The organism is Limnohabitans sp. Hippo4, assembly GCF_003063605.1.
In the GTDB taxonomy this organism is placed as follows: domain Bacteria; phylum Pseudomonadota; class Gammaproteobacteria; order Burkholderiales; family Burkholderiaceae_C; genus Limnohabitans_A.
In genome coordinates this window covers 85,323-111,414 of record NZ_NESE01000003.1, presented here as the reverse complement: position 1 = coordinate 111,414, position 26,092 = coordinate 85,323, and the positions used below count along the sequence as shown (strand labels likewise).

At 54.9% G+C, this 26,092-nt stretch carries 31 protein-coding genes and 1 tRNA gene; 30 read left to right on the top strand and 2 right to left on the bottom strand.

Features of this window, described 5'->3' with window-relative positions:
* Nucleotides 1-10: 10 nt before the first annotated feature.
* The 18 genes from B9Z46_RS09590 to tatC are packed head-to-tail and all read left to right on the top strand — an operon-like array spanning nt 11 to nt 12,786.
* Entirely contained in the window at nt 11-928 is a 918-nt protein-coding gene (locus B9Z46_RS09590) for an ABC transporter ATP-binding protein (protein ID WP_108256029.1), read from the top strand.
* Nucleotides 925-1,680 carry an ABC transporter permease gene (locus tag B9Z46_RS09585; RefSeq protein ID WP_108256027.1) on the top strand — a complete coding sequence of 252 codons (756 nt, stop codon included), beginning with the start codon at nt 925-927 and terminating at the stop codon, nt 1,678-1,680. Before B9Z46_RS09590 ends, B9Z46_RS09585 begins: the two co-directional genes overlap by 4 nt.
* Before the next feature lie 25 nt (nt 1,681-1,705).
* A complete protein-coding gene (locus B9Z46_RS09580; RefSeq protein WP_108256025.1) occupies nt 1,706-1,948 on the top strand; it encodes a BolA family protein in 243 nt (80 codons plus the stop codon).
* A gap of 34 nt (nt 1,949-1,982) precedes the next feature.
* A complete protein-coding gene (gene murA / locus B9Z46_RS09575; RefSeq protein ID WP_108256023.1) occupies nt 1,983-3,248 on the top strand; it encodes a UDP-N-acetylglucosamine 1-carboxyvinyltransferase in 1,266 nt (421 codons plus the stop codon).
* 24 nt (nt 3,249-3,272) lie between these two features.
* Nucleotides 3,273-3,932, top strand: coding sequence for an ATP phosphoribosyltransferase (gene hisG, locus B9Z46_RS09570; protein ID WP_055359802.1), 660 nt, complete (start codon nt 3,273-3,275; stop codon nt 3,930-3,932).
* 26 nt (nt 3,933-3,958) lie between these two features.
* Nucleotides 3,959-5,305, top strand: a complete 1,347-nt coding sequence (gene hisD / locus B9Z46_RS09565) for a histidinol dehydrogenase (protein WP_108256021.1) — start codon at nt 3,959-3,961, stop codon at nt 5,303-5,305.
* Nucleotides 5,302-6,393 carry a histidinol-phosphate transaminase gene (hisC, locus tag B9Z46_RS09560; protein ID WP_108256019.1) on the top strand — a complete coding sequence of 364 codons (1,092 nt, stop codon included), beginning with the start codon at nt 5,302-5,304 and terminating at the stop codon, nt 6,391-6,393. Before hisD ends, hisC begins: the two co-directional genes overlap by 4 nt.
* A complete protein-coding gene (hisB, locus tag B9Z46_RS09555; protein WP_108256017.1) occupies nt 6,390-6,986 on the top strand; it encodes an imidazoleglycerol-phosphate dehydratase HisB in 597 nt (198 codons plus the stop codon). Before hisC ends, hisB begins: the two co-directional genes overlap by 4 nt.
* Before the next feature lie 2 nt (nt 6,987-6,988).
* A complete protein-coding gene (gene hisH, locus B9Z46_RS09550; protein WP_055359806.1) occupies nt 6,989-7,651 on the top strand; it encodes an imidazole glycerol phosphate synthase subunit HisH in 663 nt (220 codons plus the stop codon).
* Between the two features lie 45 nt (nt 7,652-7,696).
* Nucleotides 7,697-8,437, top strand: a complete 741-nt coding sequence (hisA, locus tag B9Z46_RS09545; protein WP_108256015.1) for a 1-(5-phosphoribosyl)-5-[(5-phosphoribosylamino)methylideneamino]imidazole-4-carboxamide isomerase — start codon at nt 7,697-7,699, stop codon at nt 8,435-8,437.
* On the top strand, nt 8,421-9,290 hold the full coding sequence (locus tag B9Z46_RS09540) for a D-hexose-6-phosphate mutarotase (protein ID WP_108256013.1): 870 nt from the start codon (nt 8,421-8,423) through the stop codon (nt 9,288-9,290). The genes hisA and B9Z46_RS09540 overlap by 17 nt, the downstream gene beginning before the upstream one ends.
* Before the next feature lie 6 nt (nt 9,291-9,296).
* Nucleotides 9,297-10,076: an imidazole glycerol phosphate synthase subunit HisF gene (gene hisF, locus B9Z46_RS09535; protein ID WP_108256011.1), complete on the top strand. Its 780-nt coding sequence runs from the start codon at nt 9,297-9,299 to the stop codon at nt 10,074-10,076.
* Between the two features lie 22 nt (nt 10,077-10,098).
* Nucleotides 10,099-10,497 (top strand): phosphoribosyl-AMP cyclohydrolase, encoded by a 399-nt coding sequence (gene hisI, locus B9Z46_RS09530; protein ID WP_197274929.1) that lies wholly within the window; start codon nt 10,099-10,101, stop codon nt 10,495-10,497.
* A gap of 18 nt (nt 10,498-10,515) precedes the next feature.
* Nucleotides 10,516-10,884: a phosphoribosyl-ATP diphosphatase gene (locus tag B9Z46_RS09525; RefSeq protein WP_108256009.1), complete on the top strand. Its 369-nt coding sequence runs from the start codon at nt 10,516-10,518 to the stop codon at nt 10,882-10,884.
* Entirely contained in the window at nt 10,881-11,240 is a 360-nt protein-coding gene (locus B9Z46_RS09520; protein ID WP_108256007.1) for a histidine triad nucleotide-binding protein, read from the top strand. The genes B9Z46_RS09525 and B9Z46_RS09520 overlap by 4 nt, the downstream gene beginning before the upstream one ends.
* Nucleotides 11,241-11,276: 36 nt before the next feature.
* Nucleotides 11,277-11,516 (top strand): Sec-independent protein translocase subunit TatA, encoded by a 240-nt coding sequence (tatA, locus tag B9Z46_RS09515; RefSeq protein ID WP_108256005.1) that lies wholly within the window; start codon nt 11,277-11,279, stop codon nt 11,514-11,516.
* Nucleotide 11,517: 1 nt separating this feature from the next.
* A complete protein-coding gene (tatB, locus tag B9Z46_RS09510; RefSeq protein WP_108256003.1) occupies nt 11,518-11,985 on the top strand; it encodes a Sec-independent protein translocase protein TatB in 468 nt (155 codons plus the stop codon).
* A 6-nt stretch (nt 11,986-11,991) separates the two neighbouring features.
* Nucleotides 11,992-12,786, top strand: coding sequence for a twin-arginine translocase subunit TatC (gene tatC, locus B9Z46_RS09505; protein ID WP_108256001.1), 795 nt, complete (start codon nt 11,992-11,994; stop codon nt 12,784-12,786).
* Nucleotides 12,787-12,793: 7 nt separating this feature from the next.
* On the opposite strand, the gene B9Z46_RS09500 is transcribed toward tatC, so the two are convergent.
* Complete coding sequence (locus B9Z46_RS09500) at nt 12,794-13,945, bottom strand: trypsin-like peptidase domain-containing protein (protein ID WP_108256449.1); 1,152 nt, start codon at nt 13,943-13,945, stop codon at nt 12,794-12,796.
* A gap of 84 nt (nt 13,946-14,029) precedes the next feature.
* Here B9Z46_RS09500 and B9Z46_RS09495 point away from each other — a divergent pair, with 84 nt between their 5' ends.
* The 8 genes from B9Z46_RS09495 (at nt 14,030) to B9Z46_RS09460 (ending at nt 20,098) form a co-directional block, all read left to right on the top strand.
* On the top strand, nt 14,030-14,788 hold the full coding sequence (locus tag B9Z46_RS09495; protein WP_108255999.1) for a Nif3-like dinuclear metal center hexameric protein: 759 nt from the start codon (nt 14,030-14,032) through the stop codon (nt 14,786-14,788).
* Between the two features lie 5 nt (nt 14,789-14,793).
* A complete protein-coding gene (gene pdxA / locus B9Z46_RS09490; protein ID WP_108255997.1) occupies nt 14,794-15,852 on the top strand; it encodes a 4-hydroxythreonine-4-phosphate dehydrogenase PdxA in 1,059 nt (352 codons plus the stop codon).
* Nucleotides 15,853-15,927: 75 nt separating this feature from the next.
* A complete protein-coding gene (gene petA, locus B9Z46_RS09485; protein WP_055359818.1) occupies nt 15,928-16,524 on the top strand; it encodes a ubiquinol-cytochrome c reductase iron-sulfur subunit in 597 nt (198 codons plus the stop codon).
* 8 nt (nt 16,525-16,532) lie between these two features.
* Nucleotides 16,533-17,945, top strand: coding sequence for a cytochrome bc complex cytochrome b subunit (locus B9Z46_RS09480; protein WP_197274930.1), 1,413 nt, complete (start codon nt 16,533-16,535; stop codon nt 17,943-17,945).
* A gap of 18 nt (nt 17,946-17,963) precedes the next feature.
* Nucleotides 17,964-18,731 (top strand): cytochrome c1, encoded by a 768-nt coding sequence (locus B9Z46_RS09475; RefSeq protein ID WP_108255995.1) that lies wholly within the window; start codon nt 17,964-17,966, stop codon nt 18,729-18,731.
* 95 nt (nt 18,732-18,826) lie between these two features.
* A complete protein-coding gene (locus B9Z46_RS09470; RefSeq protein WP_055359820.1) occupies nt 18,827-19,438 on the top strand; it encodes a glutathione S-transferase N-terminal domain-containing protein in 612 nt (203 codons plus the stop codon).
* Nucleotides 19,439-19,483: 45 nt separating this feature from the next.
* A complete protein-coding gene (locus tag B9Z46_RS09465) occupies nt 19,484-19,960 on the top strand; it encodes a ClpXP protease specificity-enhancing factor (RefSeq protein WP_199220587.1) in 477 nt (158 codons plus the stop codon).
* 62 nt (nt 19,961-20,022) lie between these two features.
* A tRNA-Thr gene (locus B9Z46_RS09460) sits at nt 20,023-20,098 on the top strand.
* A 125-nt stretch (nt 20,099-20,223) separates the two neighbouring features.
* On the opposite strand, the gene B9Z46_RS09455 is transcribed toward B9Z46_RS09460, so the two are convergent.
* Nucleotides 20,224-20,532, bottom strand: a complete 309-nt coding sequence (locus B9Z46_RS09455; RefSeq protein ID WP_055359821.1) for a DciA family protein — start codon at nt 20,530-20,532, stop codon at nt 20,224-20,226.
* A gap of 176 nt (nt 20,533-20,708) precedes the next feature.
* Here B9Z46_RS09455 and secA point away from each other — a divergent pair, with 176 nt between their 5' ends.
* The 4 genes from secA to B9Z46_RS09435 are packed head-to-tail and all read left to right on the top strand — an operon-like array spanning nt 20,709 to nt 26,091.
* Complete coding sequence (secA, locus tag B9Z46_RS09450; protein WP_108256447.1) at nt 20,709-23,447, top strand: preprotein translocase subunit SecA; 2,739 nt, start codon at nt 20,709-20,711, stop codon at nt 23,445-23,447.
* A gap of 9 nt (nt 23,448-23,456) precedes the next feature.
* The gene (argJ, locus tag B9Z46_RS09445; RefSeq protein WP_108255990.1) at nt 23,457-24,701 is read left to right on the top strand and encodes a bifunctional glutamate N-acetyltransferase/amino-acid acetyltransferase ArgJ; all 1,245 of its coding nucleotides are present in this window, start codon (nt 23,457-23,459) and stop codon (nt 24,699-24,701) included.
* Nucleotides 24,698-25,600, top strand: coding sequence for an ATP-binding protein (locus tag B9Z46_RS09440; RefSeq protein ID WP_055359823.1), 903 nt, complete (start codon nt 24,698-24,700; stop codon nt 25,598-25,600). Before argJ ends, B9Z46_RS09440 begins: the two co-directional genes overlap by 4 nt.
* Complete coding sequence (locus B9Z46_RS09435) at nt 25,597-26,091, top strand: NUDIX domain-containing protein (protein ID WP_369907427.1); 495 nt, start codon at nt 25,597-25,599, stop codon at nt 26,089-26,091. The genes B9Z46_RS09440 and B9Z46_RS09435 overlap by 4 nt, the downstream gene beginning before the upstream one ends.
* Nucleotide 26,092 lies beyond the last annotated feature (1 nt).

Genomic DNA, 26,092 nt, shown 5'->3' with positions numbered 1-26,092 from the left:
TAGGGGGCTCATGCCCGCCATCTCTTTTCAATCCGTATCCAAAACATTTCCCGCCAAATCTGCTGGCGGTGAGCCTTTCAAGGCCCTGAACCATGTCAGCTTTGACATTGAAGAAGGTGAATTTTTTGGCCTGCTTGGCCCCAACGGTGCCGGCAAAACCACGCTCATCAGCATCTTGGCAGGACTTGCCAAAGCCAGCGAGGGTCGCGTCTTGGTGCACGGTCACGATGTCCAAACCGACTATGCACAAAGCCGCCGCTTGTTGGGCGTGGTGCCACAAGAGTTGGTGTTCGATCCCTTTTTCTCCGTGCGCGAAGCCTTGCGATTTCAGTCGGGCTATTTTGGTGTCAAGAAAAACGACGCATGGATCGATGAGTTGCTAGACAGTTTGGGCTTGGCCGACAAGGCCAATGCCAACATGCGTCAGTTGTCGGGCGGCATGAAGCGTCGTGTGCTGGTGGCACAAGCTTTGGTGCACAAGCCACGGGTCATTGTGTTGGACGAGCCCACTGCGGGTGTCGATGTCGAGTTGCGTCAAACCTTGTGGCAGTTTGTGGCCAAGCTCAACCGCCAGGGCAGCACAGTGCTGCTCACCACCCATTATTTGGAAGAAGCCGAAGCCTTGTGCGGACGTTTGGCCATGCTCAAACAAGGCCGAGTGTTGGCCTTGGCCAGTACCTCCGAGTTGCTCAAGTCGGCTTCCAGCAATGTGCTGCGCTTCAAGATCGATGGCCAGTTGCCCACTGAATTGGCAAGCAAGGCACGCATCACGGGACGGATTGTTCAGTTCCCCGCAAACGATGCCGTTGAAATTGAAACCTATTTGGCGGCCGTCAGGCAAGCTGGTTTGGTGGCTGAAGACGTTGAAATTCGCAAAGCCGATTTGGAAGATGTGTTCTTGGATGTGATGGCTGAGGGGCAAGCATGAACGGCTGGCGCATGTTGTTTTACAAAGAAGTGTTGCGCTTCTGGAAAGTTGCTTTTCAAACCATTGCGGCGCCTGTTCTCACCTCGGTGCTGTACATGATGATTTTTGGTCACGTGCTGGAAGACCACGTGAAGGTCTACGACAGCGTGCCCTACACCGCGTTCTTGTTGCCAGGCCTCATCATGATGAGCGTGCTTCAAAACGCCTTTGCCAACAGCTCGTCCAGTTTGGTCCAAAGCAAAATCATGGGCAACCTGGTGTTTTTATTGCTCACGCCTTTGTCGCATTGGCATTGGTTTGTGGCCTATGTGGGCTCGGCCATGTTGCGCGGCTTGGCCGTTGGCTTGGGTGTGTTTGCTGTGACGGCGTGGTTTGCGCCTTTGCAGTACCAAGCGCCTGTTTGGATTGCGGTTTTCGCCTTCATGGGTGCCGCGTTGTTGGGCGCCTTGGGTCTGGTTGCAGGCTTATGGTCCGAAAAATTCGACCAAATGGCAGCCTTCCAAAGTTTTGTGATCATGCCCATGACCTTCTTGTCAGGCGTGTTCTATTCCATTCATTCCTTGCCTGCTTTTTGGCAAGGTTTGAGTCATTTAAACCCTTTCTTTTACATGATCGACGGGTTTCGATATGGCTTTTTTGGTCAAAGCGATGTGTCGCCTTGGACCAGCTTGACGGTGGTCTCCATCGCCCTGTTGGGTGTGGGTACTTTGGCAATTCAATTGCTGAAAACCGGCTACAAAATTCGAGGCTGATTCGATTCTCCGAGCGCAACTCACCATGACCGCAGACCAAATACAAACCATGATTGCCGCAGGCCTCCCATGCCAGCACCTCCAAGTCGACGGAGACGGTCGTCATTGGCAAGCTGTGGTGGTGTCCGAGCAATTCGAAGGACTTCGCCTCATTGCGCGCCACCAAAAGGTCTATGCCACCTTGGGCAACAAAATGCACAACGATGAGGTGCATGCCTTGTCGATGAAAACTTTCACGCCCGCTGAATGGGTCAAAGCGCAGGCCTGAGCCTCCGCTTGATCAGACAAACTCAATAGACAACATGGACAAACTCATCATTCGGGGCGGCCATTCATTGAATGGCGTCATTGACATCTCAGGCGCCAAAAATGCAGCCCTGCCAGAACTCTGTGCGGCACTGCTGACTGCGCAACCTATGGTGCTGCGCAATGTGCCTAAGTTGCAAGATGTCAGTACCATGCTCAAGCTCATCCGCAACATGGGCGTTTCTTGCTCGCACGAAGAAGATGGCACGGTCCATTTAAACGCCGGCGCGCTGAACAATCCCGAAGCGCCTTACGAGATGGTGAAAACCATGCGTGCCTCCGTGTTGGCTTTGGGCCCTTTGCTGGCACGCTTTGGTGAAGCCCGTGTGTCATTGCCTGGCGGTTGTGCCATTGGTTCTCGCCCTGTGGATCAGCACATCAAAGGCCTGCAAGCCATGGGCGCGCAGATCGCTGTTGAGCACGGCTACATGGTGGCCAGTTTGGCCAATGGCCGAACACGTCTCAAGGGCGCGCGCATTGCCACCGACATGGTCACCGTCACGGGCACCGAAAACTTTTTGATGGCGGCTGCGTTGGCCGAAGGCGAAACCGTCTTGGAAAACGCCGCCCAAGAGCCCGAAATTCCTGACTTGGCTGAAATGCTCATTCGCATGGGCGCCAAAATTGAAGGTCATGGCACCAGTCGCATTCACATTCAAGGTGTTGAATCTCTGAACGGTTGTGACCACGCTGTGGTGGCCGATCGCATTGAAGCAGGTACCTTTATGTGCGCGGTGGCAGCCACAGGCGGTGATGTGGTGCTGAAGCATGCGCGCGGTGACCACATGGACGCCGTGATCGATAAGTTGCGCGACGCAGGTGCCAGCATTGAAGTGGGCGCTGATTTTGTGCGTGTACAAGCTTCAGGTCGCATGAAGGCGCAGAGCTTTAGAACCACCGAATACCCAGGTTTCCCTACCGACATGCAGGCCCAATTCATGGCGCTCAATTGCATCGCCGAAGGCACCAGCAAGGTCACTGAAACCATTTTTGAAAACCGCTTCATGCACGTCAATGAGTTGGTGCGTTTGGGTGCCAACATTCAAATTGATGGCAAGGTGTCTGTGGTTCAAGGCGTGCCGAAATTGTCGGGCGCCACCGTCATGGCCACCGATCTGCGTGCCTCGGCCAGCTTGGTCATTGCCGGCTTGGTCGCCGAAGGTGAAACCATTGTCGACCGCATCTATCACCTTGACCGCGGCTACGACCGCATGGAAGCCAAATTGCGCAATGTCGGTGCGCAGATTGAGCGTTCGAAATGAACGCGCAACAGAAAAGGAATTGACATGATCACCTTGGCCTTGTCCAAAGGACGCATTTTTGATGAAACACTGCCACTGCTCAAAGCGGCCGGCATTGAAGTTTTGGAAGATCCCGAAACCTCGCGCAAACTGATTTTGCCCACCAACCAAGCGGGTGTGCGCGTGGTCTTGGTGCGTGCCACCGACGTGCCGACTTATGTGGAATATGGCGGTGCAGATTTGGGCGTCACTGGCAAAGACACGCTGATTGAACATGGCGGCCAAGGTTTGTACCAGCCCCTCGATTTGCAAATTGCCAAATGCCGCATGAGCGTGGCCGTTCGTGCCGACTTCGACTACGCTACAGCCGTGCGTTCAGGTTCACGTTTGAAAGTGGCCACCAAGTACACCAACATTGCACGCGAATTTTTTGCGCAAAAAGGTGTGCACGTTGACTTGATCAAACTCTATGGCAGCATGGAGTTGGCACCCCTGACAGGTTTGGCCGATGCCATCGTCGATTTGGTGTCGACCGGCAGCACCCTCAAAGCCAACCACCTGATTGAAGTGGAACGCATCATGGACATCAGCTCACGTCTGGTGGTGAACCAAGCGTCACTCAAGCTCAAACAAGAACCCATTCGCGCCATCATTGAAGCCTTTGCAGGCGCAGTGGCGGCGGGACAAGCTGCCAAAGCAGCCTGAACATTTCAAAATTGAAGAGAAAACCGATGACTGCGCTTGTTGCCAAAGCTCTGCGTTTAAGCACCACCGATGCCGATTTTGAAGCGACGTTTCAAAAGCGCTTGCATTGGTCCGCCGACGCTGATGCAGCCATCGAATCGCGTGTGGCCGAAATTTTGGCCGACGTGCAACAACGCGGTGACACGGCCGTGCTTGAGTACACCCAGCGTTTCGATGGCCTCAATGCCAAAGACATGCAGGCCTTGATGCTGACGCAGGCGGAACTCAAAGCTGCATTTGACGGCCTGCCCGCAGCCCAAAAAGACGCTTTACAAGCTGCGGCCCGGCGTGTTCGCACCTACCACGAAGCACAAAAGAAAGCCTCCGGCGAAAGCTGGTCTTACACAGACGAAGACGGCACTTTGCTGGGTCAAAAAGTCACGCCCCTCGATCGCGTGGGCATTTATGTGCCTGGCGGCAAAGCGGCTTACCCTTCGTCGGTCTTGATGAACGCCATTCCTGCACATGTGGCTGGCGTTGAAGAAATCATCATGGTGGTGCCAACGCCCCAAGGTGTGAAGAACCCCTTGGTCTTGGCTGCCGCTTATGTGGCGGGCGTCTCGCGTGCCTTCACCATCGGTGGCGCGCAAGCCGTTGCAGCGCTTGCATTTGGCACGGCCACGGTGCCCAAGGTCGACAAAATCACAGGCCCTGGCAACGCCTATGTGGCCAGCGCCAAGAAGCGCGTCTTTGGTACCGTAGGCATCGACATGATTGCAGGCCCCAGCGAAATTTTGGTGTTGGCCGATGGCAGCACACCGCCCGAGTGGGTGGCCATGGACTTGTTTTCGCAAGCTGAGCACGACGAGTTGGCGCAAAGCATTTTGCTGTGCCCTGATGCAGCCTACATCGACAAGGTGCAAGCCGCCATCGATCAGTTGCTGCCCACCTTGCCGCGCGCCGAGATCATTGCCAAATCGATGAACGACCGCGGTGCGCTCATTCAAACGCGCAGCATGGAAGAGGCCTGCCACATCAGCAACCGCATTGCCCCCGAACACTTGGAAGTGTCCAGTCGCAATCCGCACGCGTGGGAGCCTTTGCTCAAACATGCGGGCGCTATTTTCTTAGGTGCATTCACCAGCGAGTCGCTGGGCGATTATTGCGCGGGTCCTAACCACGTGTTGCCCACCAGCGGCACCGCAAGATTTTCATCGCCCTTGGGTGTGTACGATTTTCAAAAGCGCTCTAGCCTCATTGAGGTGAGCGAAAAAGGCGCGCAAAGTTTGGGCCTGATCGCTGCCGAGCTGGCTTACGGCGAAGGCTTGCAAGCCCATGCCCGTGCTGCCGAGTTGCGCTTGAACCCCGTGCCAACGCAAAGAGAAACACCATGAGTGCCATTCAAAATCCCGCTGCTTGGTTGAAGCACATTCGTCAAGACGTGCAGTCCATGCATGCCTATGCCATTCAGGATTCGACTGGCATGGTCAAGCTCGATGCCATGGAAAATCCTTTCAGCTTGCCTCCAGAATTGCAAAAGCAATTGGGCGAGCGGCTGGGTGCCTTGGCCCTTAATCGTTATCCGGGTGACCGCATCAATGTCTTGCGCGCCGAGTTGGCCAAGTATGCGCAAATGCCAGAAGGCTTTGACATCATGTTGGGCAATGGCTCCGATGAGCTCATCACACTCCTGTCAGTGGCCTGTGATGTGCCGGGTGCCAGCTTTTTAGCGCCATTGCCGGGCTTTGTGATGTACGCCATGAGCGCGCAATTGCAAGGGGTGACCTTTCACGGTGTGCCCCTCACAGCCAACTTTGAGTTGGACGAGGCCGCCATGCTGAGCGCCATTGCCACGCACAAGCCGGCGGTGGTCTATTTGGCTTATCCCAACAATCCCACGGGCACCTTGTGGGATGCTGATGTCATTGAACGCATCGTGGTAGCTCAAGGCGCGCAAGGCGGTTTGGTGGTGATGGACGAGGCCTACCAGCCCTTTGCCAGCCAAACCTACATGGACCGCGTTGCGAAGCATGGCCACGTGCTGCTGATGCGCACTTTGTCTAAATTTGGATTGGCCGGCGTGCGCCTGGGTTACATGGTGGGCCCCAAGGCTTTGATTGCCGAAATCGACAAAGTGCGTCCGCCTTACAACATCAGCGTTTTGAACTGCGAATGTGCGCTGTTTGCGTTGGAACATGCCGATGTGTTTGCCGAACAAGCGGTGCAAATTCGCCAAGAACGTGAAAAACTCAGCCAGTCTTTAGCGCAATTGCCAGGCGTTCAAGTCTTCCCAAGCCAGGCCAATATGCTGCTGGTTCGTATGCCAGACGCCACAAAGTGCTTCGAAGGTATGAAAACGCAAGGCATTTTGGTGAAGAACGTTTCTAAAATGCACCCATTGCTTGGCAACTGCTTGCGTCTCACTGTCGGAACCCCCGAAGAAAACGTGCGCATGTTGGCAGCACTCAAGGAATCTTTATGAGCTCACCCCGCGTCGCAGAAGTCACGCGCAAAACTGCAGAAACCCAAATTCGCGTCAAAGTGAATTTGGACGGCACTGGTCAAGCCAGTCTGTCCACAGGCATTGGTTTCTTTGACCACATGCTCGATCAAATTGCCCGCCATGGTCTCATCGATTTAGAAATCGATGCCAAGGGCGATTTGCACATCGACGGCCACCACACCGTGGAAGATGTGGGCATCACTTTGGGCCAAGCCGTTGCCAAAGCGGTGGGCGACAAAAAAGGTTTGCGCCGATACGGCCATGCCTATGTGCCCCTCGACGAAGCTTTGTCGCGCGTCGTTATCGATTTTTCAGGCCGTCCTGGCTTGGTCAACCATGTGCCGTTCACCAGCGGCATGGTGGGCGGCTTTGACACGCAACTCATGCACGAATTTTTCCAAGGTTTTGTGAACCACGCCTTGGTCACCTTGCACATCGACAATTTGCGCGGCGACAACGCGCACCACCAAGCCGAAACCGTGTTCAAGGCTTTTGCACGTGCCTTGCGTGCAGCGCTAGAAATCGATCCCCGTTCGGTGGGCGTCATTCCTTCCACCAAAGGCTCGCTCTAAGCATGTCTGTCAACTCAGTGGCGGTGGTCGATTACGGCATGGGCAACTTGCGCTCCGTGGCGCAGGCGGTCATTCACGCCGCTCAAGACACCGGCGTTGAGGTCAAAATCACCTCCAACCCGCAAGACGTCCGTGATGCCTCGCGGGTGGTCTTGCCTGGCCAAGGTGCCATGCCCGATTGCATGCGCGAACTGCGCGAGTCGGGCCTGATGGAGGCTGTGCTGGAAGCCGCTGACAAAAAGCCCTTGTTTGGCGTGTGCGTGGGCATGCAAATGCTGCTCGACCACAGCGATGAAGGCAACACGCCGGGTTTGGGCCTGATTCACGGCAATGTGATCAAGTTTGACTTGGCTGGCAAAGTCCAAGCCGATGGCAGCCGCTTCAAGGTCCCCCAAATGGGCTGGAATCAAGTCAATTTCAGTCAGCATCAAGGGGCGCAACACCCGGTCTGGGGCAACATTCCCAGCGGCAGTTATTTCTACTTTGTGCACAGTTTTTACGCCAAGCCGCTCAATATCACCCAAGTGGCTGGGGAAACTGACTACGGTGGCGCCTTCGCTTGCGCCATTGCGCGCGATAATTTGTTTGCCACGCAGTTTCACCCCGAGAAAAGTGCCGACCAAGGTTTGGCGCTCTACCGAAACTTCTTGCACTGGCAACCCTGAATTTTTTAACTTTCTTTCGTTCCACTCTAGCGCTAGCAATTCGCCATGATTCTGATACCTGCGATTGACCTCAAAGACGGCCACTGCGTTCGCCTCAAACAAGGCGACATGGACCAAGCCACCACGTTTGGCGAAGACCCTGCGGCCATGGCCAAATCTTGGCTAGAAAAAGGTGCACGCCGTTTGCACCTGGTCGATTTGAATGGCGCTTTTGCGGGCAAGCCCCAAAACTTTTCCGCCATCAAGTCCATCTTGAAAGAAGTGGGCGATGACATCCCCGTTCAATTGGGCGGTGGCATTCGCGATTTGGACACCATTGAGAAATACATTGATGGTGGTTTGCGTTACGTCATCATTGGCACAGCGGCGGTCAAAAACCCAGGCTTCTTGCGCGATGCGTGCAGCGCCTTTGGTGGCCACATCATCGTGGGTCTTGATGCCAAAGATGGCAAAGTGGCCACCGATGGTTGGAGCAAGCTCACCGGTCACGAAGTGGTCGATCTGGCCAAGAAGTTTGAAGACTGGGGCGTTGAGTCCATCATCTACACCGACATTGGCCGCGATGGCATGCTGAGCGGCATCAACATCGACGCCACCGTCAAACTGGCCCAAGCCCTCACCATTCCTGTCATCGCATCCGGCGGTTTGTCCAACATGGCCGACATTGAACAGCTTTGCGCGGTCGAGGACGAAGGCGTTGAAGGCGTCATCTGTGGCCGCGCTGTTTATTCTGGCGACCTTGATTTCCAAGCAGCCCAGGCCAGGGCCGATGAACTTAACGGCTGATACTTACCAAGGCCACGCCGGTTGGCGCTGGTCCTTGCCCAACGGCGACAGGGTGTTTGTGGCGCAGCAAGGCGCACAAGTTTTGTCTTGGCATGCCGCAGGCGCAGAGCGCTTGTACCTTAGCCCCACGTCCGCATGCGATGGCATCACCGCCATTCGAGGCGGTGTGCCGGTGTGCTTTCCCCAATTCAACCAGCGTGGCAATTTGCCCAAGCACGGCTTTGTGCGCAACATGCCTTGGCGTTTGTCTGAAGCCAGTTTGCAAGATGTAACGCCAACATCAACCCATGCGTTTGAATTGCAGGCCAATGAGGCAACTCGCAGCATTTGGCCCGTCAATTTCCGCGCCTTGCTCACAGTCGATTTGCAGGCGCACCAATTGAAAATTTCATTGCGCGTCGACAATCTAGGGGACTCAGCGCTGACTTTCACTGGCGCTTTGCACACCTACCTTGCAGTCAGCGACATAGCCCAAGTCAGTTTGCACGGACAAGCGCAGCAACCCGAATGGGATGCCGTAAAAGACACACACCAAGCCTGTAGCGGCAACTTGCGCTTTGAAGCTGAATTTGACCGGGTCTATGATGTCGAAACCAAGGCTGCAGAAGCGACTGCGCACAGCGCGCCGACATGGGTGCTGCAAGACGGCGCTCAGTCTTTGAAGATTTCGCAAAGTGCCACGTGGGGCCAAAGCGTGGTTTGGAATCCGGGTGCCGAAAAAGCGCGTCAACTCCAAGACATGCCCGATTCAGGCTACCAGCACATGTTGTGCGTTGAAGCGGCCCGCGTCAACACACCCATCGACGTGCCTGCTTTCCAATCGTGGGAAGCTTGGCAACAATTCAACCTCTAAGACACCATGCTAGCCAAACGCATCATTCCTTGCCTTGACGTCACCGGTGGCCGCGTGGTCAAGGGCGTCAATTTCGTAGAACTGCGCGATGCCGGCGATCCTGTCGAAATTGCAGCGCGCTACAACGACCAAGGCGCCGACGAACTCACCTTTTTGGACATCACGGCCACCAGCGATGGCCGCGACCTGATCCTTCACATCATTGAGGCTGTGGCCTCTCAGGTCTTCATTCCCCTGACGGTGGGCGGCGGTGTGCGCACCGTGGACGATGTGCGCCGATTGCTGAATGCAGGCGCCGACAAAACCAGCTTCAACTCGGCGGCCATTGCCAATCCCCAAGTCATTCGCGATGCCTCCCAAAAGTACGGCGCGCAGTGCATTGTGGTGGCCATTGATGCCAAGCGCCGTCAGGGCGACGACCTGGCATTGCGCGGCGAAGGCTGGGACGTCTACAGCCACGGCGGCCGTCAAAACACGGGCTTAGATGCTGTCAAATGGGCCACCCAAATGGCCGAGTATGGCGCTGGCGAGATTTTGCTCACCAGCATGGACCGCGATGGCACCAAGTCGGGTTTCGATTTGGCGCTCACCAAAGCTGTCAGTGACGCCATCCAAGTGCCTGTCATCGCCTCAGGCGGGGTGGGCAATCTGGACCATTTGGCCGACGGCGTGCAGCAGGGTGGTGCCGATGCCGTTTTGGCGGCCAGCATTTTTCACTATGGCGAATACACCGTCCAAGAAGCCAAACAGCGCATGCGCGAGCGGGGAATTCCCGTTCGTTTGTAATCCCTTCATCTTCAAGTGGTAGATTCAACCCATGACATGGCTTGATCAAATCAAATGGGACGCACAGGGCCTGGTGCCCGTCATCGCGCAAGAGGCCAGCACCGGTGATGTGCTGATGTTTGCCTGGATGAACCGCGAGGCGCTGGCCAAAACGGCCGAGCTCAAGCGCGCGGTGTATTTCAGCCGTTCGCGCAACAAACTCTGGTTCAAAGGTGAAGAGTCGGGTCATGTGCAAACCGTGCACGACATGCGCCTCGATTGCGACAACGATGTGGTCTTGCTCAAAGTCACGCAACTGGGCCATGAGCCCGGCATTGCCTGCCACACCGGACGTCACAGCTGTTTTTACCAGCAGTACCAAGAAGGCGCATGGCGCGCCACCGAACCGGTCTTGAAAGACCCCGAATCCATTTACAAGTGAGCACTCGTTGCCAAAATCATGAGTTCAACAGATGCTTTGGCCCGCTTAGCGGCCGTCATTGAAAGTCGCAAACTTGCTAACGGTGGCGACCCCGAAAAAAGTTATGTAGCCCGTTTGCTGCACAAGGGCCCCGATGCCTTTTTGAAGAAAATTGGTGAAGAGGCCACCGAAACGGTCATGGCCGCCAAAGACATGGACCACGGCGGCGAAGCGCACAAATTGGTAGGCGAGGTGGCCGATTTGTGGTTCCACAGCATGATTGCCTTGGCACACTATGGTTTGTCGCCTGCCGATGTGGTGGCCGAACTCAGCCGCCGCGAAGGCCTGAGTGGCTTGGAAGAAAAAGCCCTCCGAAAAGCGGAACAACGCGAAAAAACAGGTGAATGATGCACGACCCCAATTGCCTCTTCTGCAAAATCATTGAGGGAAAAATTCCCTCCAAGAAGGTCTACGAAGATGAACACGTCTTCGCCTTCCATGACATCGCGCCCTGGGCGCCGGTCCACTTTCTGATGGTGCCCAAGCTGCACATCCCTTCAATGGCCCAAATTACCCCTGAACATTCAGCCTTAATGGGGCACATGATGGCTTTGGCACCTAAACTGGCGTTGGAACAAGGCTGTCGCCCTTACCCCGATGGTGGCTACAGAATTGTGACCAACACCGGATCTGAGGGTGGGCAGGAAGTTCACCATTTGCATTTCCATGTCATGGGCGGCCCTCGTCCTTGGCTTCGCGGTTAAACGCTTAGAATTACATTCAATTGTTAGGAGATATCCATGGGTTCATTCTCAATTTGGCATTGGCTGATCGTTTTGCTCATCGTGGTCATGGTTTTTGGCACTAAAAAGCTGAAAAACATCGGTTCAGACTTGGGCGGTGCGGTCAAAGGCTTCAAAGATGGCATGAAAGATGCCAACGGCAATCCCACCACTGAAGAAAAGCCTGCGGGTCAAGTGGCTGCCGCGGCTGCGGTGGAAAAAACCACCATCGACGTAGAAGCTAAGACAAAGTCCTGATTTGATCGATCTTGGCATTTCCAAAATAGCCCTTATCGGGGTCGTGGCGCTGGTCGTCATTGGCCCTGAGAAGTTGCCGCGCGTGGCGCGCACCTTGGGCAATCTGATGGGCAAGGCCCAGCGTTACATCTCCGATGTCAAGGCTGAGGTCAATCGCACCATGGATTTGGAAGAGCTCAAGAAAATGAAAGACACCGTGGAGGGGGCCGCACGCGACGTCGAAGGCTCTGTTCAATCCACGGCCATTGATTTTGAAAAGCAGTGGAATGAAACCACGGCTGGCCTTTCAACCGAGTCCAATCACACCCCTTGGGAACCACCGCCACCGGTTTACAAACACCCTGGCAAAAAGTTTCGCCTGAAACAAGCGGCTGTGCCTCAGTGGTACAAATCACGCGCGGGTGTCCGCACCAAAACACTGTCGGGCGCTGCACGCGTCGCGCGATACCGACCTACCCAACTGAGTTAATTCCCCGTGTCCGATCCTTCCCAAAAGCCCGAAGACGAATTGGCTGGCACCGAGCAGCCCTTTGTGTCCCATTTGATGGAGTTGCGCGACCGTTTGGTGCGCGCCTTGGCGGCGGTGGGTGTGGCAGCGGCCATTTTGGCCCTCTTTCCCGGACCTGCAGAGCTTTACGATTTGTTGGCGGCGCCTTTGGTAGCCAACTTGCCAGCGGGCACAACGCTCATTGCCACGTCGGTCATCTCGCCTTTCATGGTGCCCCTCAAAATTTTGTTGATGGCCGCATTTTTGCTGGCGCTGCCTGTGGTGCTTTACCAAATGTGGGCCTTCATCGCGCCTGGACTGTATGCCCACGAAAAACGCTTGGTCATGCCCTTGGTCGTTTCCAGCACGCTCTTGTTTTTCATTGGCGTGGCTTTTTGTTATTTCTTCGTCTTTGGGCAAGTCTTTAAATTCATTCAAAGCTTCGCTCCCAAAAGCATCACGGCTGCACCTGACATTGAAGCCTACCTGGGCTTTGTGCTCAACATGTTCTTGGCGTTTGGCTTGGCCTTTGAAGTGCCGATCGCTGTGGTGGTGCTGGCCAGATTGGGCATTGTCACCATCGAGAAATTGAAAGATTTCCGCGGTTACTTTGTGGTCTTGGCCTTCGTCATTGCGGCCATCGTCACGCCACCCGATGTGGTGTCTCAATTAGCCTTGGCCATTCCCATGTGCTTGCTTTATGAATTGGGCATTTGGGCGGCGAAGTTGTTCATCAAACACACGCAAGCGCCCAAAGAAGACGAAGCGGCTGCCTCGTCTTGAACGCGCTTTAGCGGCGCACTGGTCGTGTGCCCGGTGTCACGCGCACCTCCATGGATTGACCATGGCGTTGCAACAAAATCACAGCTGTTTCTCCGGGCTTCAATGCCGCCACGCGCGAGAGCATGTCGGGCACATCGCCCACGCCCTGACCGGCCACTTTCAGAATCAAATCACCCGGTTGCAAGCCCGCTTTGGCTGCCGGACTGTTTTGCAGCACGCCATTGATCAACACGCCTTTGGGCAACTCACCCGTGCTTTTGTCTTTGGCAATGCCAAAACTCTCGGCCAGTTCGGCATTCAAAGGGCGCGGTTCTACGCCAATCCAACCACGCGTGACTTTGCCGTCTTTGATCAACGAATCCATGATTTGGGTGGCGGTTGAAACCGGCACGGCAAAACCAATGCCCATGTTGCCGCCCGAGCGTGAATAAATGGCTGTGTTGATGCCCATCAGCGCACCATTCGCATCCACCAACGCACCGCCCGAGTTACCAGGGTTGATGGCGGCGTCGGTTTGGATGAAGTTTTCAAAGGTGTTGATGCCAAGTTGTTTGCGGCCCAGTGCACTCACGATGCCGGAGGTGACGGTTTGTCCCACTCCAAAAGGATTGCCAATGGCCAACACCGCATCGCCCACTTGCAAGCTGTCGACTTGCCCCAACACAATCACGGGCAATTGGCCCAATTCAATTTTGAGCAGGGCCAAGTCTGTTTCGGGGTCGGTGCCAATCACTTTGGCCATGGCCCGTCGTCCGTCGTTGAGATTCACCTCAATGGCCTCAGCGCCTTCAATCACATGGTGGTTGGTGAGGATGTAGCCCTCGGGGCTGACGATGACACCGCTTCCCATGCCACCGCTGGGCGCCTCGTCTTCGGGCTCCTCAAAAAATCGAAACCAGGGGTCGGCTCTTCGAGATTTGCCCCGAGACTTTTGTTGCACATTGATGCTGACCACTGTCGGTGCTGCTTTTTGGGCGGCTTGTCGAAAACTGCCGCCAGGCGCAACACCCGGTTGGCCATCGTCCTTGGCTTGCATGAAAGACACCGTGCTGGGCGTGTTGGCGCGCTTCAGCCAAGTCGGTTGAAGGGTTGCCACCACAAACCAAGCGGCCACCAGAACAGTCACGGTTTGGGAAAATAAAAGCCAATATCTTTTCATGATTTGCATTGTGTCGTAAGCATTGAATCTTTGCCAAGGCCATCAGATGGGCCACAATAGCCTCTCCCTTTAAATGAGACGCCCATGACAGATTTCAAGACGCTGCTTCAAGCGTTTGACCAACTGCTACAACCAGAACGCTTCAAAGACTACGGACCCAACGGTTTGCAAGTCGAAGGCAAGCCGTCGGTGGGTAAATTGGTCTCGGGTGTCACAGCCAGTCGCGAGTTGATTGACGCGGCCATCGAGGCCAAAGCCGATGCCATCTTTGTGCACCATGGCTTGTTTTGGCGCAGCCAAGATGGCCGGGTGGTGGGCTGGATGAAAGAGCGCTTGCAAAGATTGCTGGCGCACAACATCAACTTGTATGCCTACCACTTGCCCCTCGATGCGCACCCCGAGTTGGGTAACAACGCGCAGTTGGGCAAAGTCCTTGGCCTGCAAGCGCACGCTTGGTGTGGCGATCAAAATTTGGTGAGTGTGGGACATTCGCTCAACCCGCAGGGGTTTCAAAATGCAGAGGCACTTGCTTCGCACGTGCAGTCTGTCCTTGGGCGGCACATCACCTGTGTGGCACCTACGGCCAAGCCCATTCAACGCATCGCTTGGTGCAGTGGTGGGGCTCAGTCTTATTTCGAGGCGGCCATTGCGGAAGGTGTGGACGCCTTCATCACGGGCGAAATTTCCGAGCCTCAGGCACACATTGCCAAAGAAACTGGCGTGGCCTTTTTGGCTTGCGGTCACCATGCCACCGAGCGCTATGGCGCACCCGCGGTGGCGGCGCATGTGGCTGCCGAGTTGGGGCTCTCGCATCAATTCATTGACATTCACAATCCTGCCTAAGCACCATGACCCAGCCGCAAGCCATTGCCATCACGCCTGGAGACCCCTGTGGCATTGGTCCTGAAATCATTGCCAAGGCCTTTTTGCAGGATGCCAAAGCGCCAAGCGCTTCTGCGGTCACGCGGCATTGTTTTGTGGCGGGCGACCTGCACTTGATGCAAAAGGCTGCCAGCTTGGTTGACCCCTCTGGCCAATTGCGTGTCAGCCTCATTCATCGCCCGGAAGAAGCGTGCCATGCCTCAAGCGGTGTGCTGCCTGTTTTGCAAGTGGCCCAAGTGTCAGCCGCATTGCCGTGGGGGCAAATCCACGCCGAAGCAGGACGGTTTGCCGGCGAGTGTGTGCAGTGGGCAGCACGTGCCGCCTTGCAACACCAAATTGCCGCACTGGTCACGGCACCTTTGCACAAAGAAGCCTTGTCTGCCGCTGGGGCGCCTTTCAATGCATTTCCGGGGCACACTGAATTGCTGCAAGCCGAAGCAGCACATCACCAGGGTGTGCCCGTGGCCCAAATGCCCGTGCGCATGATGTTGGCCAATGACGAACTGCGCACCGTGCTGGTCAGTATTCATGTGTCCATGCGCCAGGCGCTCGACGCCGTTACCTACAACAACGTGCTTGAAACGCTGCGCATTACCCATCAAGCCCTCAGTCGTTTGTTGGGCCGCGCCCCCAAAATAGGTGTTGCGGGCCTCAATCCCCATGCCGGAGAAGGGGGATTGTTTGGGCAAGAAGAAATTCAGATTATCCAGCCCGCCATGGCCCAAGCTGCGGCTGAAGGCTTGGACGTGCATGGCCCCTATGCCCCCGACACCATCTTCATGCGGGCTAGGCGCAAGGCCCAAAGCCCTGGCGAGTTTGACGTGGTGCTGGCCATGTACCACGACCAGGGCCTTATCCCTGTGAAGTACATGGGCTTAGAGCAGGGGGTCAATGTCACTTTGGGTTTGCCCCTGGTTCGAACCAGTCCAGACCACGGCACCGCCTTTGACATTGCGGGCAAAGGGGTGGCCGATGCCGACAGTTTGGTTGCGGCTGTTCGCATGGCGCAGCAACTGATTGCCTAGCGCCCCTAGAAAAAACCCTCACCAGTCGGCTACAATCGGCGGTTAACCCTGATACCGATTCGCTAGAGGATTCTCATGAGTGATACCCCAGTCGACAACAGCAAAAGGACGTGGCTAATTGCCTCAACTTGTGCTGGCGCCGTAGGCGCAGGCTTCGTCGCCACCCCATTTGTTAGCTCTTTTCAGCCTTCCGAGCGTGCCAAGGCCGCTGGTGCTGCTGTAGAAGTTGATATTTCTGACGTCAAGCCTGGTGAAAAACTCACCGTGGAATGGCGCGGCAAGCCCGTGTGGATCATGCGCCGCACGCCTGAGCAGGTTGAAGCATTGAAAAAGTTGGATGGTCAATTGGCCGATCCCGCTTCTGATCGCAAAGCCTACCCCACACCCGAATACGCTAAAAACGGCCACCGCTCTATCAAGCCTGAGTTCATGGTGGCTGTTGGCATTTGCACTCACTTGGGCTGCTCGCCTGGCGACAAATTCCAATCAGGCCCACAGCCCTCTTTGCCTGACGATTGGCAAGGTGGTTTCTTGTGCGCTTGCCACGGTTCTACCTTCGATTTGGCCGGCCGCGTGTTTAAAAACAAACCCGCACCCGACAACTTGGAAGTGCCACCGCACATGTACCTGTCCGACAGCAAGTTGCTGATCGGTGAAGACAAGAAGGCTTGAGGCAAACCATCATGGCTGAATTCAAGGAAATCTCCCCCAACGCCTCCGCTGGCGAAAAACTCATGAACTGGGTCGACAACCGCTTCCCAGCTTCAAAGCTCTACAAAGAGCACATGAGTGAGTATTACGCGCCCAAAAACTTCAACATGTGGTACATCTTCGGATCCTTGTCACTGTTGGTTTTGGTCATCCAAATCGTCACCGGTATTTTCTTGGTGATGCATTACAAACCCGATGCCAACATCGCGTTTGCCTCTGTTGAGTACATCATGCGCGATGTGCCATGGGGTTGGCTCATCCGTTACATGCACTCCACTGGCGCTTCTGCGTTCTTCATCGTGGTGTACTTGCACATGTTCCGCGGCTTGATGTACGGCAGCTATCGCAAGCCACGTGAATTGGTTTGGATTTTTGGCTGTGCCATCTTCTTGTGCCTGATGGCCGAAGCCTTCATGGGTTACTTGTTGCCTTGGGGTCAGATGTCCTACTGGGGCGCCCAAGTGATCGTGAACTTGTTCTCCGCCATTCCTTTCATCGGCCCCGATTTGGCTCTGCTGATTCGTGGCGACTTCGTGGTGGGTGATGCCACTTTGAACCGCTTCTTCAGCTTCCACGTCATTGCAGTGCCTTTGGTTCTGCTCGGCTTGGTGGTGGCGCACATCATTGCGTTGCACGAAGTGGGTTCCAACAACCCTGATGGCATCGAAATCAAAGGCCCCAATGCACCGAAAGATGCAGCCGGTCATCCTTTGGACGGTATCCCTTTCCACCCTTACTACTCTGTGCATGACATCTTTGCGGTCAGCATGTTCTTGTTTGTGTTCTCGGCCATCATCTTTTTTGCGCCCGAGTTCGGTGGTTACTTCCTGGAATACAACAACTTCATTCCAGCTGATCCTCTGAAGACACCTTTGCACATTGCGCCTGTCTGGTACTTCACCCCTTACTACTCCATGCTGCGTGCCATCACCAGCGAGATGATGTATGTCTTGATCATCTGCGTGGTCTTGGGTGCTGTCTTGGCCGTTCGCAAGAATGCATTGCCTAGCATTTTGAAGGCGGGCATTGTGGGCGGTGCTGTGGTCATCTCTGCCATGATGCTGGCCATTGACGCCAAGTTCTGGGGTGTGGTGGTCATGGGCGGCGCTGTCGTTATCATGTTCTTCTTGCCATGGCTCGACAACAGCCCTGTCAAGTCCATTCGTTACCGTCCCGACTGGCACAAGTATGTGTACGCCGTGTTCGTGATCAACTTCTTGATCTTGGGTTACTTGGGCGTGCAGCCACCTTCACCCATTGGTGAGCGTGTTTCACAAGTGGGCACCTTGTTCTATTTCGGCTTCTTCTTGTTGATGCCTTGGTGGAGCAAGTTGGGTACACCTAAGCCTGTACCTGACCGCGTTACTTTCGTTGCGCACTAAGCCCAGGAGTATTTGAAAATGAAATCAATTCAAAAATTTGCACTGGGTTTGTGTATTGCTGTTGCATCCCTAACAGGTGCACAAGCTGCCGGCGGCAACGCCATTGCTTGGGACAAAGCCCCTGTTAACACCAGCGACTTGGGTTCTTTGCAGAATGGCGCCAAGCTGTTTGTCAATTACTGCTTGAACTGCCACTCTGCGGCATTCATGCGCTACAACCGCTTGCAAGACATCGGCTTGACCAACCAACAGATCAAAGACAACCTCTTGTTCACCACTGACAAAGTGGGCGACACCATGAAGGCCAACATTGATCCCAAGCAAGCCAAAGAGTGGTTTGGTGCGGTGCCTCCCGATTTGACATTGGTGGCGCGTTCACGCTCGGGTCATGGCGGTACAGGTGCCGATTACCTGTACACCTACTTGCGCACTTACTACCGCGATGAAACCAAACCTACGGGTTGGAACAATTTGGCTTTCCCCAACGTGGGCATGCCCAATCCTTTCTGGCAATTGCAAGGCGAGCGCGAGCCCGTCTATGAAGAGCGCAAAGAGCACGGACAAACCACTCACGTTTTTGTGGGGTGGAAACAGGTCACGCCTGGCACCTTGTCACCCAAGCAATACGACAAAGCTGTCGGCGACTTGGTCAACTACTTGCAATGGATGGCTGAACCTGCGCAAAATAACCGCGTTCGTCTGGGCGTCTGGGTGTTGCTGTTCTTGGCCGGCTTTACGGTCGTTGCATGGCGCTTGAACGCTGCTTACTGGAAAGACATCAAGTAAGAACTCGTGATTCGGGCCATGCCCGAATTGATGGAGTGGGCAGGCCCGCCAACCCGGTGGCTTCCCACTCTTTTTGATTTTTAGGAGCCTTCACCATGATGGTGCTTTATTCAGGAACAACCTGCCCCTTTTCTCACCGCTGCCGCTTTGTGCTGTTTGAGAAAGGAATGGATTTTGAAATTCGTGATGTCGATCTGTACAACAAGCCTGAAGACATCAATGTCATGAACCCCTACGGCCAAGTGCCGATCTTGGTCGAACGTGATTTGATTTTGTATGAATCTAACATCATCAATGAATACATCGATGAGCGATTCCCACACCCGCAACTCATGCCAGGTGACCCTGTCGATCGTGCCCGCGTCCGCTTGTTCTTGCTCAACTTTGAAAAAGAGTTGTTTGCACATGTGGCCACATTGGAAAACCGCACCCTCAAAGGCAACGACAAAGCTTTGGAGAAAGCACGCTCACACATCCGCGATCGCTTGACCCAGTTGGCCCCCGTGTTCTTGAAAAACAAGTTCATGTTGGGTGACAACTTCTCCATGCTCGACGTGGCCATTGCGCCCTTGCTCTGGCGTTTGGACTTCTACGGCATTGACCTGAGTAAAAATGCGGCCCCTTTGTTGAAGTACGCCGAGCGCATCTTCTCGCGCCCTGCTTACATCGAAGCGCTGACGCCTTCCGAAAAGGTCATGCGCAAATAAGGCGCAATCAAAGCCCTTCGCAACACAAGGTTTGTTCGCATGGTCATGAACGCACTTGAATCACCTTCGACTCGCCCGTACCTCATTCGGGCGATGTACGAGTGGTGCACCGATCACTCTTTTACCCCCTATGTGGCGGTCAAAGTTGATGGTTCTGTGCAAGTGCCGCGTGAGTTTGTGCAAGGTGGCGAAATTGTGCTCAACATCAGTTTCGATGCCACCAGTTCATTGCAATTGGGCAATGAGTTCATCGAATTCAAAGCACGCTTTGGTGGCAAGCCCCGTGACATCATGGTGCCCATTCACCGTGTCATGGCCATCTATGCGCGAGAGAACGGCCAAGGCATGTCCTTTCCTGTCACCGATTCACCCTTGAACAGCACGGTGCTCGGCATGGACAAATTGCACCAAGTGCCCAATGCACCGGAGGCTTCTGAAGCTTCAAAGTCAGAATCTTCAGACTCGGGCGACAAGCCTGTACCGCCGTCACCCACACGGCCCACGCTAACCCGAATTAAATAAGCACCCTCAAAAATTCAAGTGGCTCTGAAAAACGGTCATTATTGAATTACAATTCAGCCCGTGCCGCTTTAGCTCAGTTGGTAGAGCAACCGCCTTGTAAGCGGTAGGTCGTCAGTTCGAATCCGACAAGCGGCACCATTTTGAAAACCAGCCCACTGCAAAACAGTTGAGTTGGTTTTTTTTCGTCTGTACTTTCTTCGTCAGGCAAATCGCAGCCAAGCCTTGGTGCAGGCGAGGGTGTCAGCGAGAATGTTAAGAGCGTATTAGCGAGGGTTTTGAAGGATCTTGAGGCGAATTTTTTCGACCGCATGGCCATGAGTGTTCAGATGCGCCAACAGCGCAGGCAACATTTGGCGTAATTTGGCTGCTGCAGCATTGGAGTTCACCAATAAGCACCATTCCGTGCCCTCGATAGGACCTGCTTGGATGGCGGTTCGAAGCGGCCCTGGAATGAGGGTGTGCAGGAGTTTGAGCCTTTGGCTAGACACACGCGTGAGTTCTGTCAGGTGCGCCAAGCTAGGCGACTCTTGAGCAGCTTCCATGAGTGAGATCGCTTGATTGAATTTGACCATGTTGCCATTATGCGAGAACCCCGCTGATCTGCGGGAAATCTTCAGATTCTGGGCTTGCCCAGCAGTTAAAATGGCGCGTTCACTTGCGCCTCGTGCGCTTGTCCTTTTGAATCCACTTTAAGACAGGATTTTCGGGCGAATCTTTGCTTGCATGGCAAAGACGAACCCGTGGCACCATGGCGACCAATTTTCTGACCAAAATTTTCGGCAGTCGTAACGACCGCTTGATCAAGCAATACCGCAAAACAGTGGCATTGATCAATGGCCTTGAAGCCCAATTCGAAGCTCTGAGCGACGATCAGCTGCGCGCCAAGACCGATGAGTTCCGCACGCGCGTAGCGCAAGGTGAAACACTCGACGCCATCTTGCCTGAAGCTTTTGCGGTGGTTCGTGAAGGCTCCAAGCGTGTCATGAAGATGCGCCACTTCGATGTGCAAATGATTGGCGGTATTGCCTTGCACAACGGCAAGATTTCAGAAATGCGCACGGGCGAGGGCAAGACCCTGACGGCCACCTTGGCGGTGTATCTCAATGCCTTGGCCAACAAAGGTGTGCACGTGGTCACAGTCAACGATTACTTGGCCAGCCGCGATGCCCAGTGGATGGGCAAGCTCTACAACTTCTTGGGCATGAGTGTGGGCATCAATTTGCCGCAACTGTCACGCGAAGAAAAACAAGCGGCCTACAACGCCGACATCACCTACGGTACCAACAACGAGTTTGGTTTTGACTACCTGCGCGACAACATGGTCTACGAAGCCAAAGACCGTGTGCAGCGCGGTCTCAACTACGCCATCGTTGACGAGGTGGACTCCATCTTGATCGATGAAGCGCGCACGCCGCTCATCATCAGCGGACAAGCCGATGACCACACTGCGCAGTATGTGGCCATGAACCAAGTGGTGCCCATGCTGACCCGTCAAGAAGGCGAAGCCGACCCGCGCACAGGTGAAGGCATCACCAAGCCAGGCGACTTCACGGTTGACGAAAAATCGCACCAAGTGTTCTTGACCGAGCAAGGTCACGAAAACGCTGAGCGCATTTTGGCCAGTGCAGGCCTCATTCCTGAAGGCGCCAGTCTTTACGACCCCGCCAACATTGCGCTCATGCACCACCTCACGGCAGCATTGCGCGCCAACCACATCTATCACCGCGATCAGCACTATGTGGTGCAAGAAGGTGAGATTGTGATTGTGGACGAGTTCACTGGCCGTCTGATGACCGGTCGCCGTTGGAGCGATGGCTTGCACCAAGCGGTGGAAGCCAAAGAAGGTGTGGCCATTCAGGCTGAAAACCAAACGATGGCGTCCATCACCTTCCAAAATTATTTCCGTTTGTACGGCAAGTTGGGCGGCATGACCGGAACTGCCGATACGGAAGCCTACGAGTTCCAAGAAATTTACGGTTTGGAAACTGTGGTGGTGCCGCCCAATCGCATCAGCCGCCGCGAAGACCAACTCGATCGCGTTTACAAATCATCGCCCGAAAAATACAACGCTGCCATTGCAGACATCCGTGAATGTTTCGAGCGAGGTCAGCCGGTTTTGGTTGGCACCACGTCCATTGAAAACTCAGAACTCATTTCTGAGATGCTCACCAAAGCCAAGTTGCCACACCAAGTGCTCAATGCCAAGCAGCACGCACGCGAGGCCGACATCGTGGCCCAAGCGGGACGCCCCGGCATGATCACCATTGCCACCAACATGGCGGGCCGCGGTACCGACATTGTGCTGGGCGGCAACATCGAGAAAGCCGTTCAAGAAGTTGAAGCCGATGAGAGTTTGGACGCCCAAGCGCGCCAAGAAAAAATCGCAGCCTTGCGCACCGAATGGTTGACTGTTCACGAGCAAGTTAAATCGCTTGGCGGTTTGCGCATCATTGCCACCGAGCGTCATGAGTCACGCCGCATTGACAATCAATTGCGTGGTCGCTCTGGTCGTCAGGGTGATCCTGGCTCCTCACGCTTCTATCTAAGCTTGGACGATCCGCTGATGCGCATTTTTGCGGGTGACCGTGTGCGCGCCATCATGGACCGTTTGAAAATGCCAGAAGGCGAAGCCATCGAAGCCGGCATGGTCACGCGCAGCATTGAAAGTGCGCAGCGCAAAGTGGAAGCGCGCAACTTTGACATGCGCAAACAATTGCTGGAGTACGACGACGTCTCCAACGATCAGCGCAAGGTGATTTACCAACAGCGCAATGACATCTTGGACGCCACCGAAATGGACGCCCAAATCACAGCATTGCGCGAAGGCAGTTTTACCGACTTGGTGCGCCAGTACGTACCCGAAGAAACGGTGGAAGAGCAGTGGGATCTGGCAGGACTTGAGCGTGTGCTCAAAGATGATTGGCAAATTGAGTTGCCATTGCGTGAAACGGTGGCGGCTGCCACGGCCATCACCGATGATGAAATCTTGGACATGGTTTTGGTCGCAGCCAACAACGCCTTCAAAGTCAAGTTGGATGCTGTGGGCGTTGAGAACTTTGTGCCTTTCGAACGCGTGGTCTTGCTGCAAAGCATTGACACCCATTGGCGCGAACACCTCAGTGCCTTGGATTATTTGCGCCAGGGCATTCACTTGCGTGGTTATGCACAAAAGCAACCCAAGCAAGAATACAAGCGCGAAGCCTTTGAATTGTTCGGCCAGTTGCTTGACTCTGTGAAAAACGAAGTGACCCGCGTGCTGATGAATGTGCGCATTGAGTCCAGCGAGCAAATCGAAGAAGCGGCCCAAGTGATGGAAGAACGTGCTGAAAACATCAGTAACGTCACCTACACGGCGCCCGATGAGCAAGGTACACCGCAGACGCAATCTGATTTTCAGAGCACCCTGTTGGCCCCTGTTGGTCGCAATGACCCTTGCCCCTGCGGCAGTGGTAAAAAATACAAGTTCTGCCACGGCAAATTGGCATAAGAGGTAACGATGACTGTGAACCTGCAAGCTCCCAATCCCGCCAACATCTTGGCAGTTCCTGGTGTGCGTCTGGGCATTGCCGAGGCGGGTGTCCGCAAAGTGGGGCGCAAAGACCTGACTGTGATCTTGTTGGATGAAGGCAGTGCTGTGGCCGGCGTGTTCACACAAAACAGATATTGCGCTGCACCTGTCCAAGTTTGTCGGGAGCATTTGAAGCAAGTGACTTCGGCCGTTGATTCCCAAATTCGCGCACTGGTCATCAACACCGGCAACGCTAATGCGGGCACAGGCGCCAAAGGCTTGGCCGACGCGCGCGCTACAGCAGATGCATTGGCGGGTTTGCTCAACATCAAGGCACAACAGGTCTTGCCTTTTTCCACAGGCGTGATCATGGAAAACTTGCCTGTCGATCGCATCGTGGCGGGCATGCCTGCCGCATTGGCCGACGCACAAGCCGCGCATTGGGCCAAAGCAGCCGAAGGCATCATGACCACCGACACGGTGCCCAAGGCTTTCAGCCAGCAAGTGGTCTTGTCGGGCCAAACTGTCACCATCACCGGCATCAGCAAAGGTGCGGGCATGATTCGACCCAACATGGCCACCATGTTGGGCTTCTTGGCCACCGATGCCAACATCGATCCTGCATTGTTGCCAGCCTTGGCCACCGATTTGGCCAACGCATCTTTCAATCGCATCACCATCGATGGCGATACCTCCACCAATGACTCTTTCATGGTGATGGCCACACGCAAAGCCAATCATGCTGTGATCAGCGATTGGCAAACGGCCGACGGCCAAACTTTGCGCGCTGCCTTGTTGTCCGTTGCACAACATTTGGCACATGCCATCGTGCGAGACGGCGAAGGTGCAACCAAGTTCATCACCATTCGGGTGGAGGGCGGCAAAACTTCTGAAGAGTGTCGTTTGGCGGCATACGCCATTGCCCATTCACCCTTGGTCAAAACCGCCTTCTTCGCCAGTGACCCCAACCTGGGCCGCATTTTGGCAGCCGTGGGCTATGCGGGCATTCAAGACCTCGATCAAGATTTGATTGGCTTGCATTTAGACGACGTGTGCGTTGTGAAAAACGGTGGTCGCAATCCAGACTACCAAGAGGCCGATGGCCAACGCGTCATGAAACAAAGTGAAATCACCATCCGAGTTCATTTAGGCCGCGGCAACGCTGTTGACACGGTCTGGACATGCGACCTGAGCCACGACTACGTGTCCATCAACGCGGACTACCGTTCATGAGCAACAACATTGAAAAGCTTTTAGAGCGTGCAGTGCTGATGTTGGAGCGCTTGGAGCGCGTCTTGCCGCAACCCCTCAGCCAGCCCGACTGGAACGAAGCCATTGCTTGGCGTTATCGCAAGCGTGCGTCGGGCCATGGTGTGTTGGAAGGCGTTCGCCATGTGTCCGACATGAGTCTCAATGACCTGCAAGAAATTGACGGTCAAAAAGAAAAACTGCAACAAAACACTTTGCAATTTGTGCAGGGCTTGCCTGCCAACAATGTGCTGCTGACAGGTTCGCGTGGCACCGGTAAATCATCGTTGATCAAAGCCTGTTTGAACGCCTATGCGGCGCAAGGCTTGCGCCTCATCGAAGTTGACAAAGACGACCTGACTGATTTGCCCGACATCGTGGATGTGGTGGCCGGACGTCCCGAAAAGTTCATCATCTTCTGCGACGATTTGAGCTTTGAAGATGGCGAGGGCGGTTACAAGGCTTTGAAATCCATCCTCGATGGCTCGGTGGCCGCAGCCACTCCCAATGTGTTGATTTACGCCACCAGCAATCGCCGTCATTTGTTGCCCGAGCACATGAAGGACAACCTCACCTACACCCATACCGAAGACGGTGAAGTTCATCCAGGTGAAGTGATTGAAGAAAAGATTTCTTTGTCTGAGCGATTTGGTTTGTGGATCAGCTTCTATCCCTTCTCGCAAGACGAGTACCTCACCATCGTGGCGCAGTGGCTCAAGTCGCTGGGCGCCTCAGAGGCGGTCATTCAAACCTCTGGCCCTGAGGCCTTGGTCTGGGCATTGGAGCGTGGTTCACGCAGTGGTCGTGTGGCGTATCAGTTTGCGCGCGACTACATGGGCCGCATGGGTCCATCGCCCACTGCCAGCATCCATCGCAGTTTGTGAGCAACACCTTGACCGGCAGCGCCAAGTCTTTGCTGGTGGCTGATGGCCATGTGCAACGCGAAGGCGGTGCCGACCGTGCCACGGTCGATGTGGCGGTGGGCATTCTCATCAATGCGCAAGATCAGTTTTTGCTCACCTCGCGCCCGCCAGGCAAAGTCTACGAGGGCTACTGGGAATTTCCAGGGGGCAAGTTGGAGGCGGGTGAAACCGTCGCGCAAGCCTTGACGCGCGAGCTGCACGAGGAGTTGGGACTGAACATTGGCGATGTGCAGTTGTGGCATCAGCAATTGGTGGACTATCCCCACGCTTTGGTGCGGCTGAACTTTTGCAAAGTGCTTGAGTGGCAGGGCGAGCTTGAAATGCGTGAAGGACAGAACTTTGCTTGGCAGTCTTTGCCTGTGCAAGTGGTGCCCGTCTTGCCTGGCACGATACCGGTGTTGGCTTGGCTGGCCGAAGAGCGTGGCTTTGCGGGGGCCACACATTCAAGCTGAT

Excerpts from the sequence above, each read along its gene's own strand:
- B9Z46_RS09590 (WP_108256029.1), top strand. The coding sequence starts at position 11 with ATGCCCGCCATCTCTTTTCAATCCGTATCCAAAACATTTCCCGCCAAA.
- B9Z46_RS09585 (WP_108256027.1), top strand. The coding sequence starts at position 925 with ATGAACGGCTGGCGCATGTTGTTTTACAAAGAAGTGTTGCGCTTCTGG.
- B9Z46_RS09580 (WP_108256025.1), top strand. The coding sequence starts at position 1,706 with ATGACCGCAGACCAAATACAAACCATGATTGCCGCAGGCCTCCCATGC.
- murA (WP_108256023.1), top strand. The coding sequence starts at position 1,983 with ATGGACAAACTCATCATTCGGGGCGGCCATTCATTGAATGGCGTCATT.
- hisG (WP_055359802.1), top strand. The coding sequence starts at position 3,273 with ATGATCACCTTGGCCTTGTCCAAAGGACGCATTTTTGATGAAACACTG.
- hisD (WP_108256021.1), top strand. The coding sequence starts at position 3,959 with ATGACTGCGCTTGTTGCCAAAGCTCTGCGTTTAAGCACCACCGATGCC.
- hisC (WP_108256019.1), top strand. The coding sequence starts at position 5,302 with ATGAGTGCCATTCAAAATCCCGCTGCTTGGTTGAAGCACATTCGTCAA.
- hisB (WP_108256017.1), top strand. The coding sequence starts at position 6,390 with ATGAGCTCACCCCGCGTCGCAGAAGTCACGCGCAAAACTGCAGAAACC.
- hisH (WP_055359806.1), top strand. The coding sequence starts at position 6,989 with ATGTCTGTCAACTCAGTGGCGGTGGTCGATTACGGCATGGGCAACTTG.
- hisA (WP_108256015.1), top strand. The coding sequence starts at position 7,697 with ATGATTCTGATACCTGCGATTGACCTCAAAGACGGCCACTGCGTTCGC.
- B9Z46_RS09540 (WP_108256013.1), top strand. The coding sequence starts at position 8,421 with ATGAACTTAACGGCTGATACTTACCAAGGCCACGCCGGTTGGCGCTGG.
- hisF (WP_108256011.1), top strand. The coding sequence starts at position 9,297 with ATGCTAGCCAAACGCATCATTCCTTGCCTTGACGTCACCGGTGGCCGC.
- B9Z46_RS09525 (WP_108256009.1), top strand. The coding sequence starts at position 10,516 with ATGAGTTCAACAGATGCTTTGGCCCGCTTAGCGGCCGTCATTGAAAGT.
- B9Z46_RS09520 (WP_108256007.1), top strand. The coding sequence starts at position 10,881 with ATGATGCACGACCCCAATTGCCTCTTCTGCAAAATCATTGAGGGAAAA.
- tatA (WP_108256005.1), top strand. The coding sequence starts at position 11,277 with ATGGGTTCATTCTCAATTTGGCATTGGCTGATCGTTTTGCTCATCGTG.
- B9Z46_RS09500 (WP_108256449.1), bottom strand. The coding sequence starts at position 13,945 with ATGAAAAGATATTGGCTTTTATTTTCCCAAACCGTGACTGTTCTGGTG.
- B9Z46_RS09495 (WP_108255999.1), top strand. The coding sequence starts at position 14,030 with ATGACAGATTTCAAGACGCTGCTTCAAGCGTTTGACCAACTGCTACAA.
- pdxA (WP_108255997.1), top strand. The coding sequence starts at position 14,794 with ATGACCCAGCCGCAAGCCATTGCCATCACGCCTGGAGACCCCTGTGGC.
- petA (WP_055359818.1), top strand. The coding sequence starts at position 15,928 with ATGAGTGATACCCCAGTCGACAACAGCAAAAGGACGTGGCTAATTGCC.
- B9Z46_RS09475 (WP_108255995.1), top strand. The coding sequence starts at position 17,964 with ATGAAATCAATTCAAAAATTTGCACTGGGTTTGTGTATTGCTGTTGCA.
- B9Z46_RS09470 (WP_055359820.1), top strand. The coding sequence starts at position 18,827 with ATGATGGTGCTTTATTCAGGAACAACCTGCCCCTTTTCTCACCGCTGC.
- B9Z46_RS09465 (WP_199220587.1), top strand. The coding sequence starts at position 19,484 with ATGAACGCACTTGAATCACCTTCGACTCGCCCGTACCTCATTCGGGCG.
- B9Z46_RS09455 (WP_055359821.1), bottom strand. The coding sequence starts at position 20,532 with ATGGTCAAATTCAATCAAGCGATCTCACTCATGGAAGCTGCTCAAGAG.
- secA (WP_108256447.1), top strand. The coding sequence starts at position 20,709 with ATGGCGACCAATTTTCTGACCAAAATTTTCGGCAGTCGTAACGACCGC.
- argJ (WP_108255990.1), top strand. The coding sequence starts at position 23,457 with ATGACTGTGAACCTGCAAGCTCCCAATCCCGCCAACATCTTGGCAGTT.
- B9Z46_RS09440 (WP_055359823.1), top strand. The coding sequence starts at position 24,698 with ATGAGCAACAACATTGAAAAGCTTTTAGAGCGTGCAGTGCTGATGTTG.